Raw genomic sequence first — 21,971 nt, forward strand, 5'->3', positions numbered from 1 at the left:
CGTCGATGGCAGCGACCATTTGCAAAGGCAACGGGCCGCTGGCCGATGCAGAGGTGCAGTCCGCCGAGCAGGCGCTGGGTGTCAGCTTCCCGCCGGACTACCGCGAGTTCCTGCTGCGCGTGAATGGCGGGTTCCCCGACCCTCGCGGTTTCAACGTGGACTGGGCGCCGGAGCAGGTGTGCGGGCAGCACTGGCGGCGCACATCGATGTCCTGGTTCTACGAGATCTCGGACAGCGACGTCTGCAACCTGGTGACCACCAATCGCGTTGACTTTGTCGGTCGTCTGCCGACCGGCACCTTGGCCATCGCCAGCGATGCCGGTGGCAACCAGTTGCTGCTGGCCCTCTGCGGCCCGCACGTCGGCAAGCTGCTGTTGTGGATCAAGGGCCACGAAGCCAGCGACGACGAGGCACCGGGCTATGACAACGTCGGGGTTGTCGCCGATAGCTTCGCGGACTTCGTCGAGCGCCGGCTGACGGAGACGCCGTGAGCTCGACCGGCACCCCGGTCGCGCCGCTGCCGGACCCTGCCTGGAGCTGGATCGAGCACTGGCCCGCCGAGGTGCAGGCCGGGTCGTTCCGCCAGCGCGGCCTGGCGCTGGGCACCGCGCAGGTCCACGCGCTGGGCCGGGCCAATGGCGTGCAGCCGGCCCGCTTCGACGCGTTGCCGGATGGCGACCGCACGCTGCGTGTCGTGGAAGCGGCGCTGGATGCGCTGTTCGCCGAGTTCCCCGGCGGCGCCTTCGTGCGGCTAGGCTCGCGCAGCGCCAAGGACACGCCGCTGGGCCTGGCCTCGGGCGGCCAGGCGTGCACGGGCGCGCAGGCGTTGCGGCTGCTGAGCAGCGGCTCGCGGCGCGTGGCGCATGACCTGGCCTGGGCGCTGCAGCAGCAACTCACGCCGTGGATCTGGCTGCGCGAATGGCAGGACATCCCCTGGGCGGACGAGTGGCGCTGCTTCGTGCGCGGCGGGCGGCTGGTGGGCGTGGGGCAGTACCACGCGGCGCAGGTGCTGCCGTCCGCTCATGCCGGGCGGGCCCGGGCGGCGCTGCCGGAACTGTGGCGCCGGGCCGCTCAGCTGAGCCGCGCGCTGGCCCGGCCGGACTTCGTCTTCGACGTCTGGCTGCGCGACGCCGGCCAGGCGCCGCTGCTGATCGAGCTGAACCCCTGGGGGCCGTCGACCGAGGCGGGCCTGTTTGAAGGCGACGCCGGCAGCGAGGCCAGTCTGCGCTGGCGGCCGGCGGCGGGCGAGGTGGCCGTGGAGCCGTTCAGCGCGCCGTCTTGACGAGCTGGATCTCGAACAGCTTGGGCCACAGCTTGCCGGTGACGAACAGGCGTTTGGCCTTGGCGTCGTAGGCGATGCCGTTGAGCACCGCGTCGGGGTGCGGGCGCTGGCCGTCGGGCAGCAGGCCGGTCAGGTCGATCCAGCCGGTCACGCGGCCGGTCTTGGGGTCGATGCGGGCGATGCGGTCGGTCTGCCACACGTTGGCGAGGATCTCGCCCTCCACCCACTCCAGCTCGTTGAGCTGCGTCACCGGCCGGCCATCGGCCGTCACCTTGACGCGGCGCAGCTCCTTGAAGGTCAGCGGGTCCAGGAAGCGCAGCTCGGCGCTGCCGTCGCTCATGACCAGCTCGCGCTCGTTGTGCGTGATGCCCCAGCCCTCGCCGGGGTAGCTGAACTTGCGCCACAGCTTGAAGGTCTTCAGGTCCAGCACGAAGGCGGTCTGCTCCTGCCAGGTGATGCCGACGAGGCGGTCACCCCAGCGCGTGATGCCTTCGCCGAACACCTCGGGCGGCAGTTCCACGCCCTGCAGCACGCGGCCGGTCTCCAGCTCCACCTTGCGGATGCTGGAGCGCCCGCGCAGGCCGGTGCCCTCGAACAGGAAGCCGTCGTGGAAGAACAGGCCTTGCGTGAAGGCGTCGGGGTCGTGCGGGTAGCTGCGCACGACCTTGAAGCCCTGCACGGGCGTGGCGGCCAGTGCGGGCGGGGCCAGGCAGGCGAGGGCGGCGCTGGCCAGCGCGGCGAGCAGCGTGCGCCGCCGCAGGTCAGAGATCAGTTGCATCCCGGCAGCGTAAATCAAGCCGCGGCGCGGAGCTGTCAGCCACCCAGCGCCTTGAACAGCGCCGCCTGCCGCACCCACTGCTGCAGCCGCAGCTGGACGGCGTTCTGCTCGGCATCCAGCCGGGCGCTGCGGGCCTGCAGCCAGTCGGCGCGGGCGATGGCGCCGGTGTCGTAGCGCAGCTGCGCCAGGCGCTCGTTCTCGGTGGCCTCGCGCAGCCGGCCGGCGTTGGCGGCCAGCTGCTGCGTCAGCCGCTGGGCCTCGATGCGTTGCGTCTCGATCTCGGCCAGCGCCTTCTGCAGCGTGTCCTGCAGCGACAGCGCGGCGCTGTCGAGCTGGCTGCGGGCGCTGTCCCGCTGCAGGTTCAGGCGCCGCCAGTCGATCAGCGGCACGGCCAGGTTGGCGCCGAGGTTGGCCAGCGGCTGGGCGAACCAGTCGCGCGCCTGCGTGCCGCCGGTGCTGAGGCCGGCGTTGAAGCTCAGCCGCGGGTAGCGTTCGGCCTCGCTGACGCGCAGCTGCGCCAGAGCCTGGTCCACGCCCAGCCGGGCACGCTGCACGTCGGGGCGGCGGGCCAGCTGCTCGGCGGGCTCGGCCAGCCGCCAGCGCGGCGGCTCGGCGGCGGGCAGCGTGGCCTCGGGCGCTGGGCCGGGCAGCGGTTCGGCCAGCAGCAGCGCCAGGCGCTGGCGTTGCAGCAGCGTGTCGGCGGCCAGGTCGGCGATGCGGTTCTCGGCGGCCTGCACGGTGACGGCGATCTTGTCCAGCTCCACCGGCAGCAGCTTGCCCTCGCGCACGCGCAGGCGGGTCAGCGCCAGCGTCTCGCGGGTCAGCGCGAGCTGGGTCTCGGCCAGCGGCTGCTGCGCGCGCAGCGCGGCCAGCGTCCAGTAGGCCTCGGCCACCTGGCTGCGGATGGACAGCCGCGCGGCCTCGATGTCGGTGCGCGCGGCCTCGGCACTGGCGCGCTGGCCGGCGGTGGTCTGCGCCAGCCGGTCCCACAGGTCCAGCTCGTAGCCCACGCCCAGCGACGCGCCGTAGCTGCGGTTCCAGCCGGTGGACGTGGTGACGGGCACCGTGATGCCGCCGCCGACGTCGACGTTGCGCGTGCTGTTCTGCGTCTCCACGGGCCGGCTGGCGCTGGTGGACAGGCTGGCGCTGGGCGTCCAGCGCAGCGCGCTCTGCTCGGCCAGCAGCTGCGCCTGCTTCCAGCGCTGTGCGGCGATCGCGAGGTCCAGGTTGGCGGCCAGCGCGCGTTCCTGCAGCGCGGCCAGCGTCGGGTCCAGCAGGCCAGCCCAGTCGGGCGCGGCATCGCCGGCCGCCAGGCTCCAGGCGGTGGGCATGGCGACGTCCGGCGCGCGGGCCGTGGGGCCCAGCGCGCAGCCGGTGAACAGCAGCGCAGCGGTCAGCGAGATCAGGGTTGTCTTCATCGTCTTCACTCTCTTGCCAGCGCGTCGACCGGGCTCAGCGCCGCGGCGCGGCGGGCCGGCAGCGTGCCGAACACCAGGCCCACGCCGCTGGACACCGCAAACGCCACGCCCAGCGCGGCCCAGCTGATGGTCACCTGCAGGTGTTGCTGCGCGGCGTTCAGGCCTTGCGCGGCCAGCCAGCTCAGCAGCACGCCCACCAGGCCGCCCAGGCAGCAGAGCACGACGGCCTCGATGAGGAACTGCAGCCGCACGTCGCCCTGGCGGGCGCCCACCGCCATGCGGATGCCGATCTCCCGCGTGCGCTCCGACACCGACACCAGCATGATGTTCATGACGCCCACGCCACCCACCAGCAGCGAGATGGCCGCCACGCCGGCGAACAGCGCCGCCATCGCGCTCGTCACGCTCTGGAACTTGCGGAACTCCTCCTCGCCGTTCCAGGTGCCGAAGTCCTCGGCGCCGTGCAGCGCCTTGAGGCGGTGGATGATCTGTTCGCGCACCTGCTGCGGCGGCACCGTCAGGTCCAGCAGCACGTCGAAGTTGTCGACATCGGCGCGGGCGTCGAGCTTGCGCGAGAACGTCGTGTGCGGCAGGTAGAGCTGGCCCAGCCAGCCGCCGAAGCTGAACGCGCCGCCCTCGGGTGCCACGACGCCGACCACCGTGAAGGGCAGGGCGGCCACCGGCGGCGGCGCCATGCCGGGCAGCAGCGGCTGCGCCTCGGGCGTGCCCAGCGTCGGGTTCACGAACACCAGCTTGCCCAGCGGCGACTCGCCCTTCTTGAACAGCGCGTCGCGCGCCTTCTCGTCCAGCACGACGACCTGGCTGCGCGTCTCGAAGTCCATTGCACCGAGGTAGCGGCCCTGCACGAGCTTGAGCTTGCGCGCCTTCAGCGTGTTCGCGTCGCCGCCGATGGCCTCCAGCATCGCGTCGCGCGACTGGTGGCGCGCGGTGAGCTGCATCTGCCGGTTCAGCGTGATGCCCTTGACGCCCGCCAGCGCGCGCAGCGAGTCGATCTCGTGGGGCCGGAACGGCTGCGGCACCGCGCCGGGCGGCAGCGCCGGGTTGCCGCGCCACACCGGGATGCGGCCGGAGATCAGGCTGCTGAGGTCGGTCTCGATGGAGGCCCGCGCCGCGGTGGTGAGCGCGACGATGCTGACCACCGACGCGATGCCGATGCTGATGCCCAGCATGGACAGCGCCGTGCGCAGCCGGTTGCCCTTCAGCGCCAGCAGCGCCGTCGCGACGGCCTCGCGCCACTGCACCTGCAGGCGCCGCAGCCGGCCGCCTTCCTTCACCGGCGGCGCATCGCTGGGCAGCTCGGTAGGCGGCACATGGCCGGCGGGCGTGCCGTTGTCGGCGACGACCTTGCCGTCCTTCAGCTCGATCACGCGGCGCGCGTGCGCGGCGACGCTGGGGTCGTGCGTGACCAGGATGATGGTGTGGCCGCGGCCGTTGAGCTCCTTCAACAGCCGCAGCATCTCGGCGCCGGAGGCCGAATCCAGCGCGCCGGTGGGCTCGTCGGCCAGGATGATCTGGCCGCCGTTCATCAGCGCCCGCGCGATGGACACGCGCTGCTGCTGGCCGCCCGACAGTTCGTTGGGCTTGTGGTGCAGCCGCTCGCCCAGGCCCAGGCGTTCCAGCAGCGCCTCGGCGCGGCTGGTGCGCGGGCCGCTGGCAACGCCCGAGTAGACGGCCGGTAGCGCGGCGTTGGCGCGCGCGTCCAGGTGGGGCAGCAGGTGGTAGCGCTGGAAGATGAAGCCGAAGCGCTCGCGGCGCAGCGCGGCGAGCTGGTCGGGGCCCAGCGTGGAGGCGTCGCGGCCGTCGATGAGGAAGTGGCCGTGCGTGGGGTTGTCCAGGCAGCCCAGCACGTTCATCAGCGTGCTTTTTCCCGAGCCCGACTGGCCCATGATGGCGACGAACTCGCCGGCTTCGATGGCCAGCGACACGCCGTCCAGGGCGGGGACGTCGATCTCGCCAAGTTGGTAGTGGCGGGCGACGTGCTTGAGTTCGATCAGAGGCATGGGTAGGCCTCCGGTGCGGTGCGCTGGCGGCGAGCGTCGTGCCGGGATTTCGCCCCGGCGGGCGACCTACTTTCTGGACCGCCAGAAAGTAGGCAAAGAGCTCCCCCCGACCGCACCGCCCTCGCTTCGCTCGGGTGCCCGAGCAACGCAAGCCCCGAAGCCCCACGCCGAACTCGCGCCGCTACGCTCTGCTCAAACAGTCGTCGTGAGTCAGTGCTTGAGGCGAGCTGCGCTCGCGGGCTTCGGGTCTTGCGTTCCTCGGCGGTGCTCAAGGGGGCATACCGAACAGCCGTCGACAGTCGGCTTTCGGGCTTGACTGCCGGCGTCATCAGTTGCTCGCGGCACTGGCCGCGGCCGAGGCTGCCGTATCCGCCGCGCTCGGCGGGGCCAGCAGCACCTTCTCGCCGGCCTTCAGGCCGTCCAGCACCTGCACCTTGGCGCCGTCCTGCAGGCCCACCTTCACCTGCCGCGGCGACTGCTTGTTGGCCGCGTCCAGCACCTGTACCGTGAAGCGCCCGTCCTTGCCGCGCTCGCCCAGGGCGACGATGGGCATGGCCAGCACCTGCTTGGCCGCGCCGGTCTCGATGTCGACCTGCACCGTCATGTCGCTGAACAGCGCGCGGTCGCGGTTGTCCACCTCGAACAGCACGTTGTAGAACACCGCGTTGCCCGCGCGCTCGGGCACCGGCTGGATGACGCGCAACTTGCCCTCGTACCGCTTGCCTTCGCCCGACAGCGTCGAGAAGCGCGCCACCTGGCCCACCTTGATCGCCTGGATGTCGGCCTCGGGCACCTTGGTGCGCACGGTGATGGTGTCCAGGTCGGCCAGCGTCAGGATGACCGGCGTCACCTGCACCGAGATCACCGTCTGGCCCACCTGCACCGGCAGGTTGACGACGGTGCCGTTCATCGGCGCCGTGATGCGGGTGTAGGAGAGGTTGACCTTGCGCTTGTCCAGGTCGGCCTGCAGGCGCTGCAGGTTGGCCGCCTGGCCGCGCAGGTCGGCCTCGATCTTGGCGAGCTCGGTCTCGGCGCGCTCGGCCTCATTGCCGGACGTCGCCTGGCCGGCCAGCAGGCGCTGCTGGCGCTTGAGCTCGCGGCGCGCGGCGTCGGCGTCGATGCGGCGGCTGTCCAGCGCGGCGCTGGCCTGGGCCACGGCGGCCTCGGCCTGGGCGACGTCGCTGCGGGCCAGGTCGGGGTCCAGGCTGACGAGCAGGTCGCCCTTCTTCACCTGCTGGCCCAGCTCGACGTGGATGGTCTGGATCTGCCCGCTGACCTGCGCGCCGACGTCCACCCGCGTCTTGGCCTGCAGCACGCCGGCGGCCTGCACGGCCTGCGTGATGTCGGCGAGCGCGACGACGCCGCTGGGCGGCGGTGGCGGGGCCGACGGCTTGTGGAAGGCCCAGACGGCCGCGGCGATGCCGCCGGCGATCAACGCGACGACGATCAGGCGCTTGCGCCAGCGTTTCAGCAAAGAGGTCTTCATGTCCCTCCCAGGACGTCGGGGTCCGGGCCCCAGGGTCGACAGTCCGGCGACGGGCCGGTCCGGTGCGTCAGCGGCAGCGTTGCGCCGGCGCCGGATGCTGCTGAGCGATGGCGGGCTTGGCGAAAGTCATGCACGCAAGGTGGTCGCGGTCGGGGTCAGGACTTGCCTCGCGGCAGGCCCTCCCTAGCGGCTGTGCGACGTCAGCCGCGCCAGTGGCGAGGCGGCACTGACGCCCGGCGCCACCGTGCTGGCGCCGCGCGCTGGCCGGGCCTCTTCGTCTTCGCCCCCCACAGCCAGTGCGGCGATGCTGCCCGGGCTGCGGCGCATCGCCACGCCCACGGCCAGGATGTCGATGACCAGCAGGTGCAGGATGCGGCTGACCATGGGCAGGTGGGTCTCGATGTCCTCCACGTGGTCCACGATCAGCGCCACATCGGCTCGCCTGGCCAGCGGGCTCTGGCTGGCCGTGATGGCAACGACCTTGGCGCCGCGCTCCTGCGCCTTCTCGACAACCTGCAGCAGCTCCGGCAGCCGCCCGCCGCTGCTGATGACGACAGCCACGTCGCCCTCGCGCAGCACGTCGGCGGCCAGCAGCTGCAGCCGCGGGTCGGTGTAGGCGCCGCAGGGCATGCCGAAGCGCAGGAACTTGAACTGCGCGTCCTGCGCGACCACGCCGTAGTGGCCCAGCGCGAAGAACTCGATGCGGCCGGCTGCCAGCAGCATCTCGGTGGCGCGGTCGATGGTGTCGCGGTTCAGGTGGCTGCGCACCTGCAGGATGGCGCTGGCCGTGTTGCCCAGCACCTTGGCGCCCAGCTCCAGCATGGAGTCGTTGGTGTTGACCTGCGTGTGCGTGACCGGCACCGTGCCCGTCAGGCCCGAGGCCAGGCGCAGCTTGAAGTCAGACAGGCCCTCGCAACCGAGAGACCGGCAGAAGCGGATGACGGTGGGCTGGCTGACGCCGGCGGCGCGGGCGATCTCGGCGATGGGGTCGTTCAGCACCGAGCGCGGCTGGGCCAGCACCAGGTCGGCCACGCGCAGCTCGGCCGGCGACAGCTCGCTGCGCGCGCGGCGGATCTGCCCCAGGATGGCCGAACCGGGCGACGCCTGCAGGTTGCGCAGCTGGTTGTCCAGGATGGCCGACGCGCCCTTGAAGGTCGCGTGCTCGGCGGTGATGACGAAGGTCGGGATGGCCGATACGTACTCGCGGAAGCGCCCCTTGTCCTCGAAGCGCGCGCGGAACGGGCTGCGGTCGAAGTACTCGCCCAGCCGCGGCACGATGCCGCCGCCGATGTAGATGCCGCCCAGCGACCCCAGCGTGACCGCCAGGTTGGCCGCGGCCGTGCCCAGCAGGCCGCAGAAGACCTCCAGCGTCTCCAGGCACAGCGCGTCGCCGTCTTCCAGCGCGCGCTGCGTGATGGCCGGCGCCAGCAACGGCTCGGCGCCTGCCACGCCGTGGCGATGGGCCAGCGCGCGGTAGATCAGCTCTAGGCCGGGGCCGGAGATCAGGCGCTCGTAGGACACGTGGTCCTGGTTCAGGTGCTTCCACGCGAACTTCAGGATGTCCATCTCGCGCTCATCGCGCGGGCCGAAGTTCACGTGACCGCCCTCGGTGCCCAGCGCGATCCAGCCTTCGCCGGCGGGGATCAACCCCGACACGCCCAGGCCCGTGCCCGCGCCCAGCAGGCCGATGACGCTCGGCCGCCGGGCCTGGCCGCCGCCCACCTGGCGCACGTCCACCTCGGCCAGCCGCGGCAGCGCCATCGCCAGCGCGGTGAAGTCGTTGACGACCACCAGCGTGTCCAGCCCGAGGCGCTGGCGCATCTCGTCGATGGAGAACTGCCAGTGGTAGTTGGTCATGCGCACCCGGTCGCCTTCCACCGGGTTGGCGATGGCAATCGCCGCGTGCGCAATCTGCTGCGGGCCGCCCAGTTCCTGCCAACTCAGGCCCGCCAGATAGGCGCTGACGGCGGCATGGAAGTCCGCGTGGTCGGCGCAGCGCAGCGAGGCCATCTGGGTGAACTCGCCGGGGCCGGTTTCCAGCGCGAACCGGGCATAGGTGCCGCCGATGTCGGCAAGCAGGCGGGGGCTGTCGAAACGGGCCATGGGCAGAGGGAAACTGGAGCGCGGAAGCGGCGGATTATTGAGCAGTCCGCAACGAAACCCGGCGGCGACGTTATGCGTCACTCGGCTTGTAGCTTCACTACAGCCTGCTCGTGGCCGGTTTCCCTGGGAAGAAGGCGGTTATGGGCGATCGTGAAAGCGTTTTCCGCCGCATTTTGGTGCATTTGGGGCGAGTTTGGATTGTCGAACGGGTGTAGTTTTGCTACCGTCCGCCGCGCCGAAATTCCACCCCTTTGTATCTGTGCCAGCCCAAGCCATTTTCATGATCCCGTTGCTTTTCACTGCTGCCGCCGGAGCGCGGGCATGAGCGCGCCTTACCCCTGGCTCGTCGCCGACGTCGGCGGCACCAATGCCCGCTTCGGTACCGTGACGGCGCCCGGTGAACCGGTGGAGGATGTGCGCGTGCTGCCCGTGGCCGGCCATGCCGGGCCCGCCGCCGCGGTGCGCGCCTACCTGGCCGAGCAGCGCGCGGGCCGCCCCCGGCCGCAGAGTGCCGCCTTCGCACTGGCCACGCCGGTGCACCTGGACCGCATCGCGCTGACCAACGGCGCCTGGGACTTCTCCCGGTCGGCCACGCAGGCCGAGCTGGGCCTGAAGACCTTTCTGTGCCTGAACGACTTCGAGGCGCAGGCGCTGTCGCTGCCGCGGCTCAAGCCGCAGCAACTGCGCGCCTGGGGCGAGGCGCCGGCGGACACGCAGGCCGTGCCCACCGGCACGGTGATGGCCGTCATCGGCCCGGGCACGGGGCTGGGGGTGGGCGGTGTCGTGCGCGCGCCGGGCCTGTGGCTGACGCTGCCGGGCGAGGGCGGCCATGCCACGCTGGCGCCGGCCGATGACTTCGAGAGCGCCGTGCTCGGCCACGCGCGCCGCGAGTTCCCGCATGTGTCGGCCGAGCGCTTCCTGTCGGGCATCGGCCTGCCGGTGCTGTGCCGCTCGGTCGCGGCCGCGCTCGGGCAGGGCGAGGACGTGGCGGCGCTGACCACCGAGCAGATCGTCGCGCGCGGCCTGTCCGGCGAGTCGGCGGCCTGCTCGCGGACGCTGGACGTGTTCTGCGCGATGCTGGGCGGCTTTGCGGGCAGCGTCGCGCTGACGCTGGGCTCGCGGGGTGGCGTGTTCATCGGCGGCGGCATCGTGCCGCGGCTGGGCGAGCGCTTCTTCCAGTCCGAATTCCGCCGCCGCTTCGAGGCCAAGGGCCGCTTCCAGCCCTTCCTGGCCGCCATCCCCACGTCCCTGATCACCGACACGCTCGCCGCGCTGTCGGGTGCCGCCCTGGCACTGGAGCAGGCCGACGCCTGACGCAGGCGGCGGGCGGTGCCCGCCGCGCTGGGCTCCGCCTTCGCGTCCTCTCTCCCTCGCTTATCTGCCTCCTGCGCGCCGCCTTCGGGCGGCGCGCTGCCATGGGCTGCCCACTTCGGATGCGGCATTGGCTGCAGCAGTGGCTGCCACGCGGTCGACGACGGGCGTGACTTTGTTCCCGGTGTCCAGCGTTGTCATGCGCCAAGGTGGTGATGTAGTTGAGCTACAGATTCTTGGATTGATCGGGGTTGACCCGGTGTTCGATGGCGCATAACTATCAATTCTATGCGTGTTAACCCTTGGTATTGCGCCGAAATCGGGTCGTTTCTTCGCAACGTCTAGGGTTTACGCAGGTGCGGATAAAAATCTAGTTTTGATACAAACTAGCCCGAGACGTTGGGTTCTCGCCCAAAAGTTGTGCGCCGGGGTGCTGGCGCCGGTTGCGGGCCAAGCCGCTTTCCAATGAACCAGAGGAGACATTCATGACCCTGAACAGAGACAAGCGTGGCGTTGACGCCGTGGCTTCCTTCCGCATCAGCCCGGTGGCCATCGGCTGCACGCTGCTGATCGCCGCCGCGGGTGCCACCGCCCAGCAGGCGCAGCAACCCCAGCAGCTCGAAACCGTGACGGTGACCGGCATCCGCAAGGGCATCGAAGCCGCCATCTCGATCAAGAAGAACAGCGACTCCATCGTCGACGCCATCTCCGCGGAAGACATCGGCAAGCTGCCCGACAACAGCGTCGCCGAATCGGTGTCGCGCCTGCCCGGCGTGGCCGTGCAGCGCAACAAGTCCACCGGCAAGGCCTCCACGATCAGCATCCGCGGCATGTCGCCGGACTTCAACGGCTCGCTGTTCAACGGCCGTGAGCAAGCCTCCACCGGCGACAGCCGCTCGCCCGAGTTCGACGTCTACCCGGCCGAAGTGCTGTCGGGCATCGTCGTGCACAAGACGCCCGATGCCACGCTGGTGGGCCAGGGCCTGTCCTCCACGGTCAACCTGACGACCGTGCAGCCGCTGAACTTCGCCACCCGCGTGCTGGCCGGTGGCTATCGCCACTCCAAGACGGGCGTCAGCTCCGGCGCGCCGGAAGAAGGCAAGGGCGACAAGTTCTCGTTCTCCTACATCGACCAGTTCGCGGATCGCACCATCGGCGTCGCGCTGGCCGTGACCCGCCTGGACGAGAAGAACAACCAGCAGCTGAAGTTCGACAGCTGGGGCGGCTGGGCTGCGGAAGGCTGCCCGGACGGCGGCGAGTTCCTGCGTGATACGAGCAAGCCGGGCCAGGCCTGCGCCACGGCCAAGGCCAAGGTGCCGGGCGGCTTCAAGGCCGACGTGGAAACCAACGACAACACGCGCGACGCGGTGCTGGGCGTGTTCCAGTTCAAGCCCAACAACAAATTCAAGAGCACGGTCGACTTCTTCCGCTCCAACGGCACCAACAAGCTCAAGCGCACCGGCCTGGAAGGCGCGATCCCCGGCGGCGCCAGCGGCGCCGGCAGCCTGAGCGGCCAGTACGACCCGAACGGCGCGCTGACGAATGCCACCATCGCCAACGGCGTCGTCACGGCCGGCACGATGTCCAACTACAAGGCCGTCATCCGCAACCACCTGACAACCGACAAGGACAAGCTGACCAACGTCGGCTGGAACAGCGATCTGCGCCTGAACGACGACTGGTCGGTGAACCTGGACCTGTCCAGCTCCAAGGGCACCCGCCACACCAACCGCTACGAGACGACGGCCGGTCAGGCCGGCAACACGCCCGCCTCGCAGCTGAGCACCATCTCCTGGACCGGCTACACCGGCAACAACTTCCAGGACGTGCAGTACAAGACCAGCCTGGACTTCTCCAGCCCCAACGTCGCCAAGCTGACCGACGTGGAAGGCTGGAGTGGTGGCCCGTCGTCTCCGCAGGCCGGCTACCTGGCCAACCCGGTGACCACGGACAAGATCAACAACGTGCGCCTCGCGTTCACGAACACGACCGAGTTCGGCCCGCTCAAGTCCACCACGTTCGGCGTCAACGCGTCCGACCGCAAGAAGATCCGCACTTCCGACGAGTACCGCCTGGTCATCAAGGGCGGCGACCCCTACGGCGCGGCCAGCATCCCCAACGGCAAGACGGTCGTCGCCAGCTACAGCGGCGTGCCCATCATCTCGTGGGACCCGACCGGCTCCGAGAACACCATCTATGACCTGGTCAACAAGGTCGACGAGCCCATCCGCGTCAAGTTCTGGGACGTGAAGGAGAAGGTCACGACGGCCTACGTCAAGGGCGACCTGGACGGCGAACTGTTCGGCTTCAACTACCGCGGCAACGTGGGCCTGCAGGTGGTCAGCACCGACCAGCACGGCGGCGGCTACTCGGTGGACCGCAACAAGTGCACCGGCAACACCGCGGCCTCGTGCCCGGCCGACTATGTCTACGGCGACAAGAGCTATACCGACGTGCTGCCCAGCCTGAACCTCGCGTTCGACCTGGGTGGTGACCAGGTGGTGCGTCTGGGCATGGCCAAGGTGCTGGCCCGCCCGGTCATGAACGACCTGCGCGCCGGTCTGTCGTTCAACCTGTCGCAAGCGCAGGGCGACACGCCCGCCCAGCTGTCCGGCGGCGGCGGCAACCCGCAGCTGGATCCGTTCCGCGCCAAGTCGTTCGACCTGTCCTACGAGAAGTACTTCGGCAAGAAGGGCGTCATCAGCGTGGCCGGCTTCTACAAGAAGCTGGACAGCTACATCCTGAACATCGGCCGCCGCTTCGACTTCACGCCCTACGTGACGGCCAGCACGCCGCTGCCGCCGAGCGGCTCCAAGATCGGTGTGCTGACGTCGCCGTTCAACGGTTCCGGCGGCAACATCAAGGGTGTGGAACTGAACGCCGACATCCCGTTCTCGCTGGTCACCAGCTGGCTGGATGGCTTCGGTCTGCAGCTGAACCACTCCGACACGAAGAGCTCGGTCAAGCTGCCGGTCACGGGCTTCAACGGTGCCGACCTGGGCAACCTGGACATCCCGATGCCGGGTCTGTCGCGCAAGGTCACCAACGCCAAGCTGTACTACGAGGCCAACGGCTTCCAGATCGGCGTGGCGCGCAAGTACCGCTCCAAGTTCCTGGGCGAGATCCGCGACTACGAAGACACCAAGAAGCTGACCTTCGTCAAGGGCGAGGCCATCGTCGACCTGCAGGTGGCGTACGAGTTCCAGACCGGCTGGATGAAGGGCCTGTCGATCAACTTCTCGGCGCAGAACCTCGGCAACACCGAGTTCCAGCGCTACCTGCCCGATGCCAACGGCAACGAGAACATCGTCGAGTCGGTCAAGTACGGCAAGACCTACCTGCTGGGCGTGAACTACAAGTTCTGATCGTCACCGGGGCAGGGGTCAAACCCTGCCCCGCTGGTGTGACGACCCGGGCCCCGCGGCGATATCGTCGGCGGGGCCTTTTTCCTTGAGATCAACATGCCCGAGCAACTCCTCCAAGACATCGTCATCGTCGGCGGCGGCACGGCCGGCTGGATGGCGGCCGCCGCGCTGTCGACGGTGCTGCGCGACCGCTACCGCATCCGCCTCGTCGAGTCCGACGAGATCGGCATCGTCGGCGTGGGCGAGGCCACCATCCCGATGATCCAGCGCTTCAACCGCGTGTTGGGCATCGACGAGAACGAGTTCCTGCGCGAGACACAGGGCAGCTTCAAGCTGGGCATCGAGTTCGTGAACTGGGGCCGCGTGGGCGACCGCTACATGCACGGCTTCGGCCGCGTGGGGCAGGACCTGTGGACCGTGCCGTTCGAACAGTACTGGCACCGCCTGCGCGCGCTGGGCAAGGCCGCGCCGCTGGAGGCCTACTCCATCACGCGCATGGCCAGCCTGGCCAACAGGTTTATGCCCGCGCGGCCGGACATCCCGAACTCGCCGCTGGCCGACATCAACTACGCCTATCACTTCGACGCGAGTCTGTACGCGCGCTACCTGCGCCGGCTGGCCGAACAGCGCGGCGTCGTGCGCATCGAGGGCAAGATCACTCACGCCACGCGCCGCGGCGAGGGCGCGAACCCCGGCCACATCGATGCCGTCGTGCTGGAAAGCGGCCAGCGCGTCGAGGGCGAGCTGTTCATCGACTGCTCGGGCTTCCGTGGCCTGCTGATCGAGCAGGAGCTCAAGACCGGCTACGAGGACTGGACGCACTGGCTGCCCTGCGACCGCGCGCTGGCCATGCCCTGCGAGTCGGTGTCGCCGCTGACGCCCTACACCCGCTCCACCGCGCATCGCGCCGGCTGGCAGTGGCGCATCCCGCTGCAGCACCGCACCGGCAACGGCCACGTGTACTGCAGCCGCTTCATCTCCGACGACGAGGCCGCCGCCACGCTGCTGGCCCACCTGGACGGCAAGCCGCTGGCCGACCCGCGGCCCATCCGCTTCACGACCGGCATGCGGCGCAAGATCTGGAACGAGAACGTCGTGGCCGTGGGCCTGGCCAGCGGCTTCCTGGAGCCGCTGGAGTCCACGTCCATCCACCTGATCCAGTCGGCCATCCAGCAGCTCATCGACTTCTTCCCGGACCGCGGCTTCGACGCGGCCGACATCGATGAGTTCAACCGCAACAGCCGCTTCCACTACGAGCGCATCCGCGACTTCATCATCCTGCACTACCACGTGAACCAGCGCGACGACGCGCCGTTCTGGCAGGCGTGCGCCGACATGAGCATCCCGGCGGCGCTGCAGGAAAAGATCGCACTCTTCAAGAGCCACGGCCGCATCCAGCGCTTCAACAACGAGCTGTTCACCGAGGTCGGCTGGCTGCAGGTCATGGAAGGCCAGAACCTGCGGCCGCAGCGCCACCACCCGCTGGCGGCGCTGCAGGACGAGCAGGCCACGGTGGACTACCTGGAGAGCGTTCGTGACGTCATTGCCAAGTGCGTGGACGTGATGCCCGACCACGCCCAGTACATCGCCGAGCACTGCGCGGCCCCGAGACACTGAGTCCCCGCCTTGACACATTCCTTCCCTGATGCGGCGCTGACCCGCCGAGCGCTGCTGTCCGCTGCCGCGCTGGCAGCCGCCAGCCCCTGCGCGCTGGCGCAGTCGCCGCTGCCCGTTGACGCCGCCCGCTTCTTCGCTCGCGCCCAGATGACGGGGGCCGCGCTTTCGCCGGACGGCCGGCGCCTGGCCATGCGCAGCATCGGCAAGGAAGGCCGCGCGGTGCTGTCCGTGTTGCCGCTGGATACGCTTCAGCCGCAGGTGGTGTTCATCTCCGACACCGACGACGTGGACCGCTTCGTCTGGGTCAACAACGACCGCCTGGCCTTCGACCTGGCCGATACGACCGCGGCGGATGCCGAGCAGGACAGCGCCCCGGGGCTGTTCGCCGTGGATCATGACGGCAAGCGCTTCAAGCAACTGGTGGAGCGCCAGCACCTCTGGCTGCGCGACGGCACGGACGCGGCGCTGCAGCCCTGGAACACCTTCCTGCTCAACGGCAGCACGCAGCGCCAGGGCAACGAGGTGCTGGTGTGGCGGCCCGAGACCATCACCGAGAAGGAGATCGGCCACATCAAACTGATGCGGCTGAACACGCTGACGGGCCGCACGCTCGAGATCGACGCGCCGCTGCACAGCAACGGCTGGTGGGCCGACCGCGACGGCCAGTTGCGCGTCGTGACGACGCACAAGGGCAACCAGGCCAGCGTGCGTTGGCGAGACCCGGCCAGCGGCGCCTGGAAGCTGCTGGCCGAATTCGATCCTTTCGAGGAGGACGGCAACCTGCAGGTGAGCCATGTCGGCGCCGACGGCCGCCTGTTCGTCGCCAGCCGGCGTGGCAGCGACCGGCTGGCGATGTGGACGGTCGATCCCGCCACGGGCGCCTTCTCGGCGCAGCCGCTGGCCAGCTCGCCGCAGTTCGACGTGGAGGCCGCCGTCGTCGAACGCCGTGACCGCGTGCTGGGTCTGCGCTTTCGCATCGACGCCGAGGTCACCCAGTGGCTGGATGCGGACATGCAGGCCCTGCAGCAGCTCATCGACAAGGCACTGCCGCGCACGGTGAACCGGCTGTCGGTGCCCTGGACGGGTGACGAGCCCTGGGTGCTGGTGGAGGCCTTCGCCGACATCCAGCCGACGATGTACCTGCTGTTCAACCGCAGCACGCGCAAATTCACGCGGCTGGGCGGGCAGCGGCCCGACATCGACGCGAAACAGCAGTCGGCCATGGACCTGCAGTGGCTGAAGGCGCGCGACGGCCGTTCGTTGCCCACCTGGGTCAGCCTGCCCAAGGGTGGGGCCGGCAAGAACCTGCCCACCGCCGTGCTGGTGCATGGCGGCCCCTGGGTGAAGAACACCGCGTGGCGCTGGTACCCGGAGGTGCAGTTCCTCAACGCGCTGGGCTACGCGGTCATCCAGCCGCAGTTCCGCGGCACGCTGGGGTTTGGCTCTGATCACTTCACCGCCAGCTGGCGGCAGTGGGGGCGCCGCATGCAGGACGACGTCACCGACGCCACGCGCTGGGCGATCGCCGAAGGCATCGCCGACCCCGGGCGCATCGCGCTGATGGGTGCGAGCTACGGCGGCTACGCCACGCTGATGGGGCTGGCCCGCGAGCCCGAGCTGTACCGCTGCGGCGTGGCCTGGCTGGCTGTCACGGATCTGGACCTGATGTACAGCGCCCACTGGAGCGACATGAGCGACGCGTACAAGAAGTACGGCATGCCGCGGCTGATCGGCGACCGCGTGAAGGATGCTGCCGAGCTCAAGGCCAACTCGCCCATCACGGTGGCCGCCCGCATCCGGCAGCCGGTGCTGCTGGCGCACGGCGAGCACGACCAGCGCGTGCCGGTCGAGCACGGCAAGGCCATGCTGCGCGCGCTGCAGGAGGCCGGCAATCGCCGCGTCGAATGGATCAGCTACGCGAGGGAGGGCCATGGCTGGCGCAAGCCCGCCAACGAGGTCGACTTCTACAACCGCGTCGCGCTGTTTCTCGCCACCCACCTCCGCTGAGGCCCGCCATGCCCACCCGCCGCACCGTGCTCACCGCCGCCACCTCCCTCGCGCTGCCCGCCATGACCGCCACCGCCGCCACGCCCGCCACCGTCGACATGCCGCACCTGCCCTGGACCCGCCAGGCCGTCATCTACCAGGTCAACGTGCGCCAGTACTCGGCCGCCGGCACGCTGGCCGCCGTGCAGGCGGACCTGCCGCGGCTGAAGGCGCTGGGCGTGGACATTCTGTGGGTCATGCCCTGGCAGCCCATCGGCAAGCTCAACCGCAAGGGGACGCTGGGCAGCTACTACTCGATCAGCGACTACACGGCCGTGAACCCCGAGTTCGGCACGCTGGCCGACGCGAAGTCGTTCGTCGCCGAGGCGCACAAGCTGGGGCTGAAGGTCATCCTCGACTGGGTGGCCAACCACACCGCCTGGGACCACCCCTGGGCCACCGCGCACAAGGATTGGTTCAAGCTCAACGCGAAGGGCGAGGTCTACGCCGTCACGTTCAACGAGGGCCAGCCCGGCGCGGAGCACTGGGACGACGTCATCGCGCTGAACTACGGCAGCCAGGCGCTGCGCACCGCGATGATCGACGCGATGAAGTTCTGGGTGCGCGAGGTGGACCTGGACGGCTTCCGCTGCGACGTGGCCAGCCTGGTGCCCACGGACTTCTGGGTGCGCGCGCGCCGCGAGCTGGATGCGCTCAAGCCCATGTTCATGCTGGCCGAGTCCGATGCGAAGGAGCTGCACACCAGCGGGGCCTTCGACATGACCTACTCGTGGGACCTGGCCGACGAGGTGTTCAAGAAGATCGGCAAGGGCGAGGCCGGCGAGCCCCTGTTGAAAGCCTGGCTGCAGAGGCAGCCGGCCGGCTACCCGGCGCATGCCTACCGCATGCGCTTCACGAGCAACCACGACTTCAACTCCTGGCACGGCACCGATGCCGAGCTGTACGGCGACGCGTACCAGGCGCTGGCCGTGCTGACGTTCACGCTGCCCGGCATGCCGCTGATCTACAACGGCCAGGAGTCGCGGCTGACAAAGCGGCTGGCCTTCTTCGAGAAGGACGCCATCGCGTGGGGCAGCTACGAGCTGACCGGCTTCTATCAGCAGCTCATCGCGCTCAAGCACCAGCACCCGGCGCTGGCGGCCGGTCAGTACGGCGCGCCGGTGACGCTGCTGGAGGCGCCGGCCGGCGTCGTCGCGTTCGAGCGCCGGCTGGGCGTGGACGTGGTGCGCGTGGCCGTCAACCTGTCTGCGCAGTCGCAGACCTGGCAGGGCCGGCCGCTCAAGCCCTGGGGCTGGGCGCTGTCTTGAAGATCCTTGTCACCGGCCTGAACGGCACGCTGGCGCCGCGGCTGGCCGAGGCAGCGCGAGCCGCCGGGCACGAGGTTGTCGGCTGGGACCGCGCTGCGGTGAATCCGGATGACGAAGCGGCGTCCGCAGCCTGGCTGGCCGGCGTGCAGCCCGATGCCGTCGCCCACCTGGGCATGGGCTCAGCGCGCTTTGCCGGCTTCCTCGCCGCGCGCTGCGAGCGTTTTGTGTTCACGAGCACGGCGATGGTGTTCGACCATGCGCCTGACGGGCCGCATGACGTGGCCGATGCACGCACCGCGCGCGATGACTACGGCCGCTACAAGATCGATTGCGAAGATGCCATCGGCCGCGCCAGTGACACCGCTGCCGTTGCCCGCATCGGCTGGCAGATCGACCCGACCCAGTCCGGCAACAACATGCTGATGGCGCTGGACGACTGGCAGCGCCGCGACGGCCGCGTGGCCGCCAGCCGGCGGTGGACGCCGGCCTGCTCCTTCATGGCCGACACGGCGGCGGCGCTGCTGGCGCTGATCGAGCGGCCGCAGCCCGGCGTGCACCACCTGGACAGCAACGCGCAGGAGGGCTGGCGCTTCGACGAGCTGGCGTGGGCTCTGGCCCGCGCGCATGGGCGCGACTGGCGCGTCGAGCCGACGGACGACTACCACCATGACCAGCGCCTGGTCGGCGGGCCGAGCCGGCTGCCGCCGCTGTCGGCGAGGCTGTCACGCTGACGGCACCAGCCCCACCAGCGCGCTGGCCTGCAGCCGCTGCGCGCGTGCAACCGTGAACTCGCTGGGCTGCAGGAAGCGCGCCAGCGCCTCGCGCTGGGCCAGTCCGTCCTGCTCACCCAGGTCGATGAGCTCCCGTGTGTACGACTGTTCGAACAGCAGGTAGCTGGCCAGCGCCGCCCCCTGGCGCTGGCCGTGCCGCACGCCGCTGGAGCGCAGCAGCAGCTGCACCGCGCGCGGCAGACGGTGGATGTGGCGCGATGCCATCTCGTCCAGCCGCTCGCTGGGCGCGATGACGATGGACTCGATGGGCTGCAGCGGGTGCGCGGCGCGCTGCTCCGCCGTCAGGTTGTCCAGCGTGCAGTTGACGCGCTGCATGCGCTCGATGTCGGCGGACAGCGCGTCCAGGAACATGCTGGCCATCGCGTGCCCGGCCACCTGCGCGAGGCTGGGGTAGCGTGGATCGTCATTGATGTCGTCCTGCGGCTGGTGGGCGCGGCCGGCGCCGATGATGACCAGCCGCTTGGCCCCCAGGTGGATGGCCGGCGACAGCGGCGATGCCTGGCGCATGGAGCCGTCGCCATACCAGGCGCCGCGCCCCTCGTGGTGCAGCCGGGTGGCGGGGAAGATGAACGGGATGGCCGACGAGGCCAGCAGGTGCTCGTGCACCAGCATGGTCGGCGCCGCGATGCGCTGCGTGCGCACCCAGGGCGGGATGGGCGACGCGCTCTGGTAGAACGTGACGTGCTGCCCCGTCGAGTAGCTGGAGGCGCTGATGGCCAGCGCATGCAGGTGGCGCCGCGCAAGCAGGCTGGGCAGCCGGTGCATGGGCACGACCTCGCGCAGCAGCGCACCCAGCGGGGAGTTGTCCAGCAGCGAGCGCGGCCGCAGACGGCGCATGGCCCAGCCCATGGACATCACGCCCATCCAGCGCAGCCCGTTGGTGAGCAGGCCCAGCGTGTCGCAGCGGTACACCTGGTCGGCATGAAAGCCCGCCCACACGGACACCAGTCGCTCGACGGCCTTGTCGAAGTCGTCGGCCTGGCAGGCCAGCCCGGCGCCGTTGATGGCGCCGGCCGACGTGCCCGAGATGACGGCGAAGGGGTTGTCCGTGGACGGCAGGCCGGCCTGCAGCTCGCGCCGGATGCGGGCGATCGCGCGCAGCACGCCCACCTGGTAGGCCGCCCGGGCGCCGCCCCCGCTGAGGACCAGTCCTGTCATGGGCAGTGCGTGCATGGCGGCCTCCCGGGGTCAGAAGAGTTCGATGCGGGGGCCGTTCGCGACGGCGAGCTGCATGGGCGCCTCGTCGGCAGCGGCGCCGTGCAGCGGCACGACGTTGCCGCGCGGGCCGGCCACGGCCAGCACGTGGGCCACGCGCTGTGCATGCATCACGTAGTCCTGCGTCCAGCGCTGCAGCAGCTCCTCCAGCAGCAGCGGCGGCGGCGGTGCCTGGCCGTCGATGAGTTGGTACAGCTGCGAGAAATGGCTGGACAGGCTGGCCAGCGCGTTGTTGATCTGCTCCAGCAGCTGGCGGTTGATGTCCTGGAACTGCATGTGGCCGAGGATGTCGACGATGTCGGAGGACATGTCGGCGATGCCCAGGTCCATCTCGGCGGACAGCTGGCCCAGGTAGGGCACCACCTCCGAGAGCGTCTGGCTCATCGCCTGGATGTGCAGTGCGATCTCGCCGAGCTGGGCCGCCGGGCTGTCGCTGACCTCGGTCTCCAGCTGCGCGGCTTCGCGCTCGATGGCCATCGCCGCCTGCTGGATGCCGTCCGTCACCTGCTGGGCGGCATCGGCCGTCTGCGTGGACAGGCGCCGCACCTCGGCGGCCACCACCTTGAAGCCCGAGCCCTCGTTGCCGGCGCGGGCAGCCTCAATGGCCGCGTTGATGGCCAGCATGTTGGTCTGGCGGGCGATGTCGCTGATCAGCTCGGCCAGCGGCGCGAGGTGGCGCACCTGGTCGGCCGAGTTGCGCACGCGCGCCAGGAAGTCCAGCCGGGTCCGCTCGAAGCTCTGCTGGTGCGTGGCGAGCTGGGCCACCGCGGTGGCATGGTGCTGCGACTGCGCCAGCGAGCTGGCCGACAGCTGTTCGGAGCGCGCCACGGCGTCCACCACGCGCTGGCGCAGGTCCAGGCTGCGGTCATGCACGCGGGAGAGCCGGTCGCCGATCGCCATGACGGCGGTCTCCGACGTCTGGATGGTGGCATTCACCTGCTGGCCCAGCACGGCGAAGGCCTGCTGCAGCGTGGAGATGTCCTGCGCGACGACGCCGGCGGCCTCCGGGTGCTGGCCACGGGGGTCGGCGCTGCGGCGGCGCTCCTGCCAGCGCCGCAGCTGCCAGCCGGCCAGCGCACCGCCGGCGGCCCAGGCCAGCGGCACGCCGGCCGCCTGGCAGCCGGGCAGGCCCTGCAGCGCGTAGGCCACCAGCGCGATGCCCAGGCCCGCGCCGAGCAGCCGAGCGCCCTGGCGGGCCAGCGGGCCGCCCCATGCGCTCAGCGCCGGGCGGTTCTTGATGACATGGGGATCGGAGTCCATGGCATGTGCT

Annotated in this window: 15 protein-coding genes; 8 read left to right on the forward strand and 7 right to left on the reverse strand. The window is 70.2% G+C overall.

Translation table 11 applies throughout. The features are described 5' to 3' along the window. Window positions 1–5 precede the first annotated feature (5 nt). Both ACG04Q_RS05040 and ACG04Q_RS05045 read left to right on the forward strand, forming a co-directional pair. Entirely contained in the window at window positions 6–491 is a 486-nt protein-coding gene (locus tag ACG04Q_RS05040; RefSeq protein WP_394509778.1) for an SMI1/KNR4 family protein, read from the forward strand. After that, window positions 488–1,282, forward strand: a complete 795-nt coding sequence (locus tag ACG04Q_RS05045) for an ATP-grasp domain-containing protein (protein ID WP_394509779.1) — start codon at window positions 488–490, stop codon at window positions 1,280–1,282. The genes ACG04Q_RS05040 and ACG04Q_RS05045 overlap by 4 nt, the downstream gene beginning before the upstream one ends. Here ACG04Q_RS05045 and ACG04Q_RS05050 read toward each other — a convergent pair. From ACG04Q_RS05050 to ACG04Q_RS05070, 5 genes are all read right to left on the reverse strand, one after another. Further along, complete coding sequence (locus ACG04Q_RS05050; RefSeq protein WP_394509780.1) at window positions 1,266–2,060, reverse strand: glutaminyl-peptide cyclotransferase; 795 nt, start codon at window positions 2,058–2,060, stop codon at window positions 1,266–1,268. The genes ACG04Q_RS05045 and ACG04Q_RS05050 overlap by 17 nt on opposite strands. 35 nt (window positions 2,061–2,095) lie before the next feature. After that, window positions 2,096–3,478 carry a TolC family protein gene (locus tag ACG04Q_RS05055; protein ID WP_394509781.1) on the reverse strand — a complete coding sequence of 461 codons (1,383 nt, stop codon included), beginning with the start codon at window positions 3,476–3,478 and terminating at the stop codon, window positions 2,096–2,098. 5 nt (window positions 3,479–3,483) lie between these two features. Next, window positions 3,484–5,499, reverse strand: coding sequence for an ATP-binding cassette domain-containing protein (locus ACG04Q_RS05060; RefSeq protein WP_394509782.1), 2,016 nt, complete (start codon window positions 5,497–5,499; stop codon window positions 3,484–3,486). A gap of 328 nt (window positions 5,500–5,827) precedes the next feature. Next, entirely contained in the window at window positions 5,828–6,985 is a 1,158-nt protein-coding gene (locus ACG04Q_RS05065; protein WP_394509783.1) for an efflux RND transporter periplasmic adaptor subunit, read from the reverse strand. Window positions 6,986–7,168: 183 nt separating this feature from the next. Beyond that, the gene (locus ACG04Q_RS05070) at window positions 7,169–9,088 is read right to left on the reverse strand and encodes a glucokinase (protein WP_394509784.1); all 1,920 of its coding nucleotides are present in this window, start codon (window positions 9,086–9,088) and stop codon (window positions 7,169–7,171) included. Window positions 9,089–9,409: 321 nt separating this feature from the next. Here ACG04Q_RS05070 and glk point away from each other — a divergent pair, with 321 nt between their 5' ends. From glk to ACG04Q_RS05100, 6 genes are all read left to right on the forward strand, one after another. Then, window positions 9,410–10,402 (forward strand): glucokinase, encoded by a 993-nt coding sequence (gene glk / locus ACG04Q_RS05075; protein ID WP_394509785.1) that lies wholly within the window; start codon window positions 9,410–9,412, stop codon window positions 10,400–10,402. A gap of 482 nt (window positions 10,403–10,884) precedes the next feature. Further along, window positions 10,885–13,764 (forward strand): TonB-dependent receptor, encoded by a 2,880-nt coding sequence (locus ACG04Q_RS05080; protein WP_394509786.1) that lies wholly within the window; start codon window positions 10,885–10,887, stop codon window positions 13,762–13,764. A gap of 96 nt (window positions 13,765–13,860) precedes the next feature. After that, on the forward strand, window positions 13,861–15,381 hold the full coding sequence (locus tag ACG04Q_RS05085; protein ID WP_394509787.1) for a tryptophan halogenase family protein: 1,521 nt from the start codon (window positions 13,861–13,863) through the stop codon (window positions 15,379–15,381). Window positions 15,382–15,390: 9 nt separating this feature from the next. Beyond that, the gene (locus ACG04Q_RS05090; RefSeq protein ID WP_394509788.1) at window positions 15,391–17,388 is read left to right on the forward strand and encodes a S9 family peptidase; all 1,998 of its coding nucleotides are present in this window, start codon (window positions 15,391–15,393) and stop codon (window positions 17,386–17,388) included. Between the two features lie 8 nt (window positions 17,389–17,396). Then, a complete protein-coding gene (locus ACG04Q_RS05095; RefSeq protein ID WP_394509789.1) occupies window positions 17,397–18,695 on the forward strand; it encodes an alpha-amylase family glycosyl hydrolase in 1,299 nt (432 codons plus the stop codon). Then, window positions 18,692–19,426 (forward strand): sugar nucleotide-binding protein, encoded by a 735-nt coding sequence (locus tag ACG04Q_RS05100; protein ID WP_394509790.1) that lies wholly within the window; start codon window positions 18,692–18,694, stop codon window positions 19,424–19,426. Before ACG04Q_RS05095 ends, ACG04Q_RS05100 begins: the two co-directional genes overlap by 4 nt. Here ACG04Q_RS05100 and ACG04Q_RS05105 read toward each other — a convergent pair. Together ACG04Q_RS05105 and ACG04Q_RS05110 are read right to left on the reverse strand one after the other, a co-directional pair. Next, window positions 19,418–20,659, reverse strand: a complete 1,242-nt coding sequence (locus tag ACG04Q_RS05105) for a patatin-like phospholipase family protein (protein ID WP_394509791.1) — start codon at window positions 20,657–20,659, stop codon at window positions 19,418–19,420. The two genes, ACG04Q_RS05100 and ACG04Q_RS05105, sit on opposite strands and share 9 nt — an antisense overlap. A gap of 15 nt (window positions 20,660–20,674) precedes the next feature. Further along, window positions 20,675–21,961, reverse strand: a complete 1,287-nt coding sequence (locus ACG04Q_RS05110) for a methyl-accepting chemotaxis protein (protein ID WP_394509792.1) — start codon at window positions 21,959–21,961, stop codon at window positions 20,675–20,677. Between the last annotated feature and the right edge of the window lie 10 nt (window positions 21,962–21,971).

The organism is Pelomonas lactea (assembly GCF_043555885.1).
GTDB classification, from domain to species: domain Bacteria; phylum Pseudomonadota; class Gammaproteobacteria; order Burkholderiales; family Burkholderiaceae_C; genus Pelomonas; species Pelomonas lactea.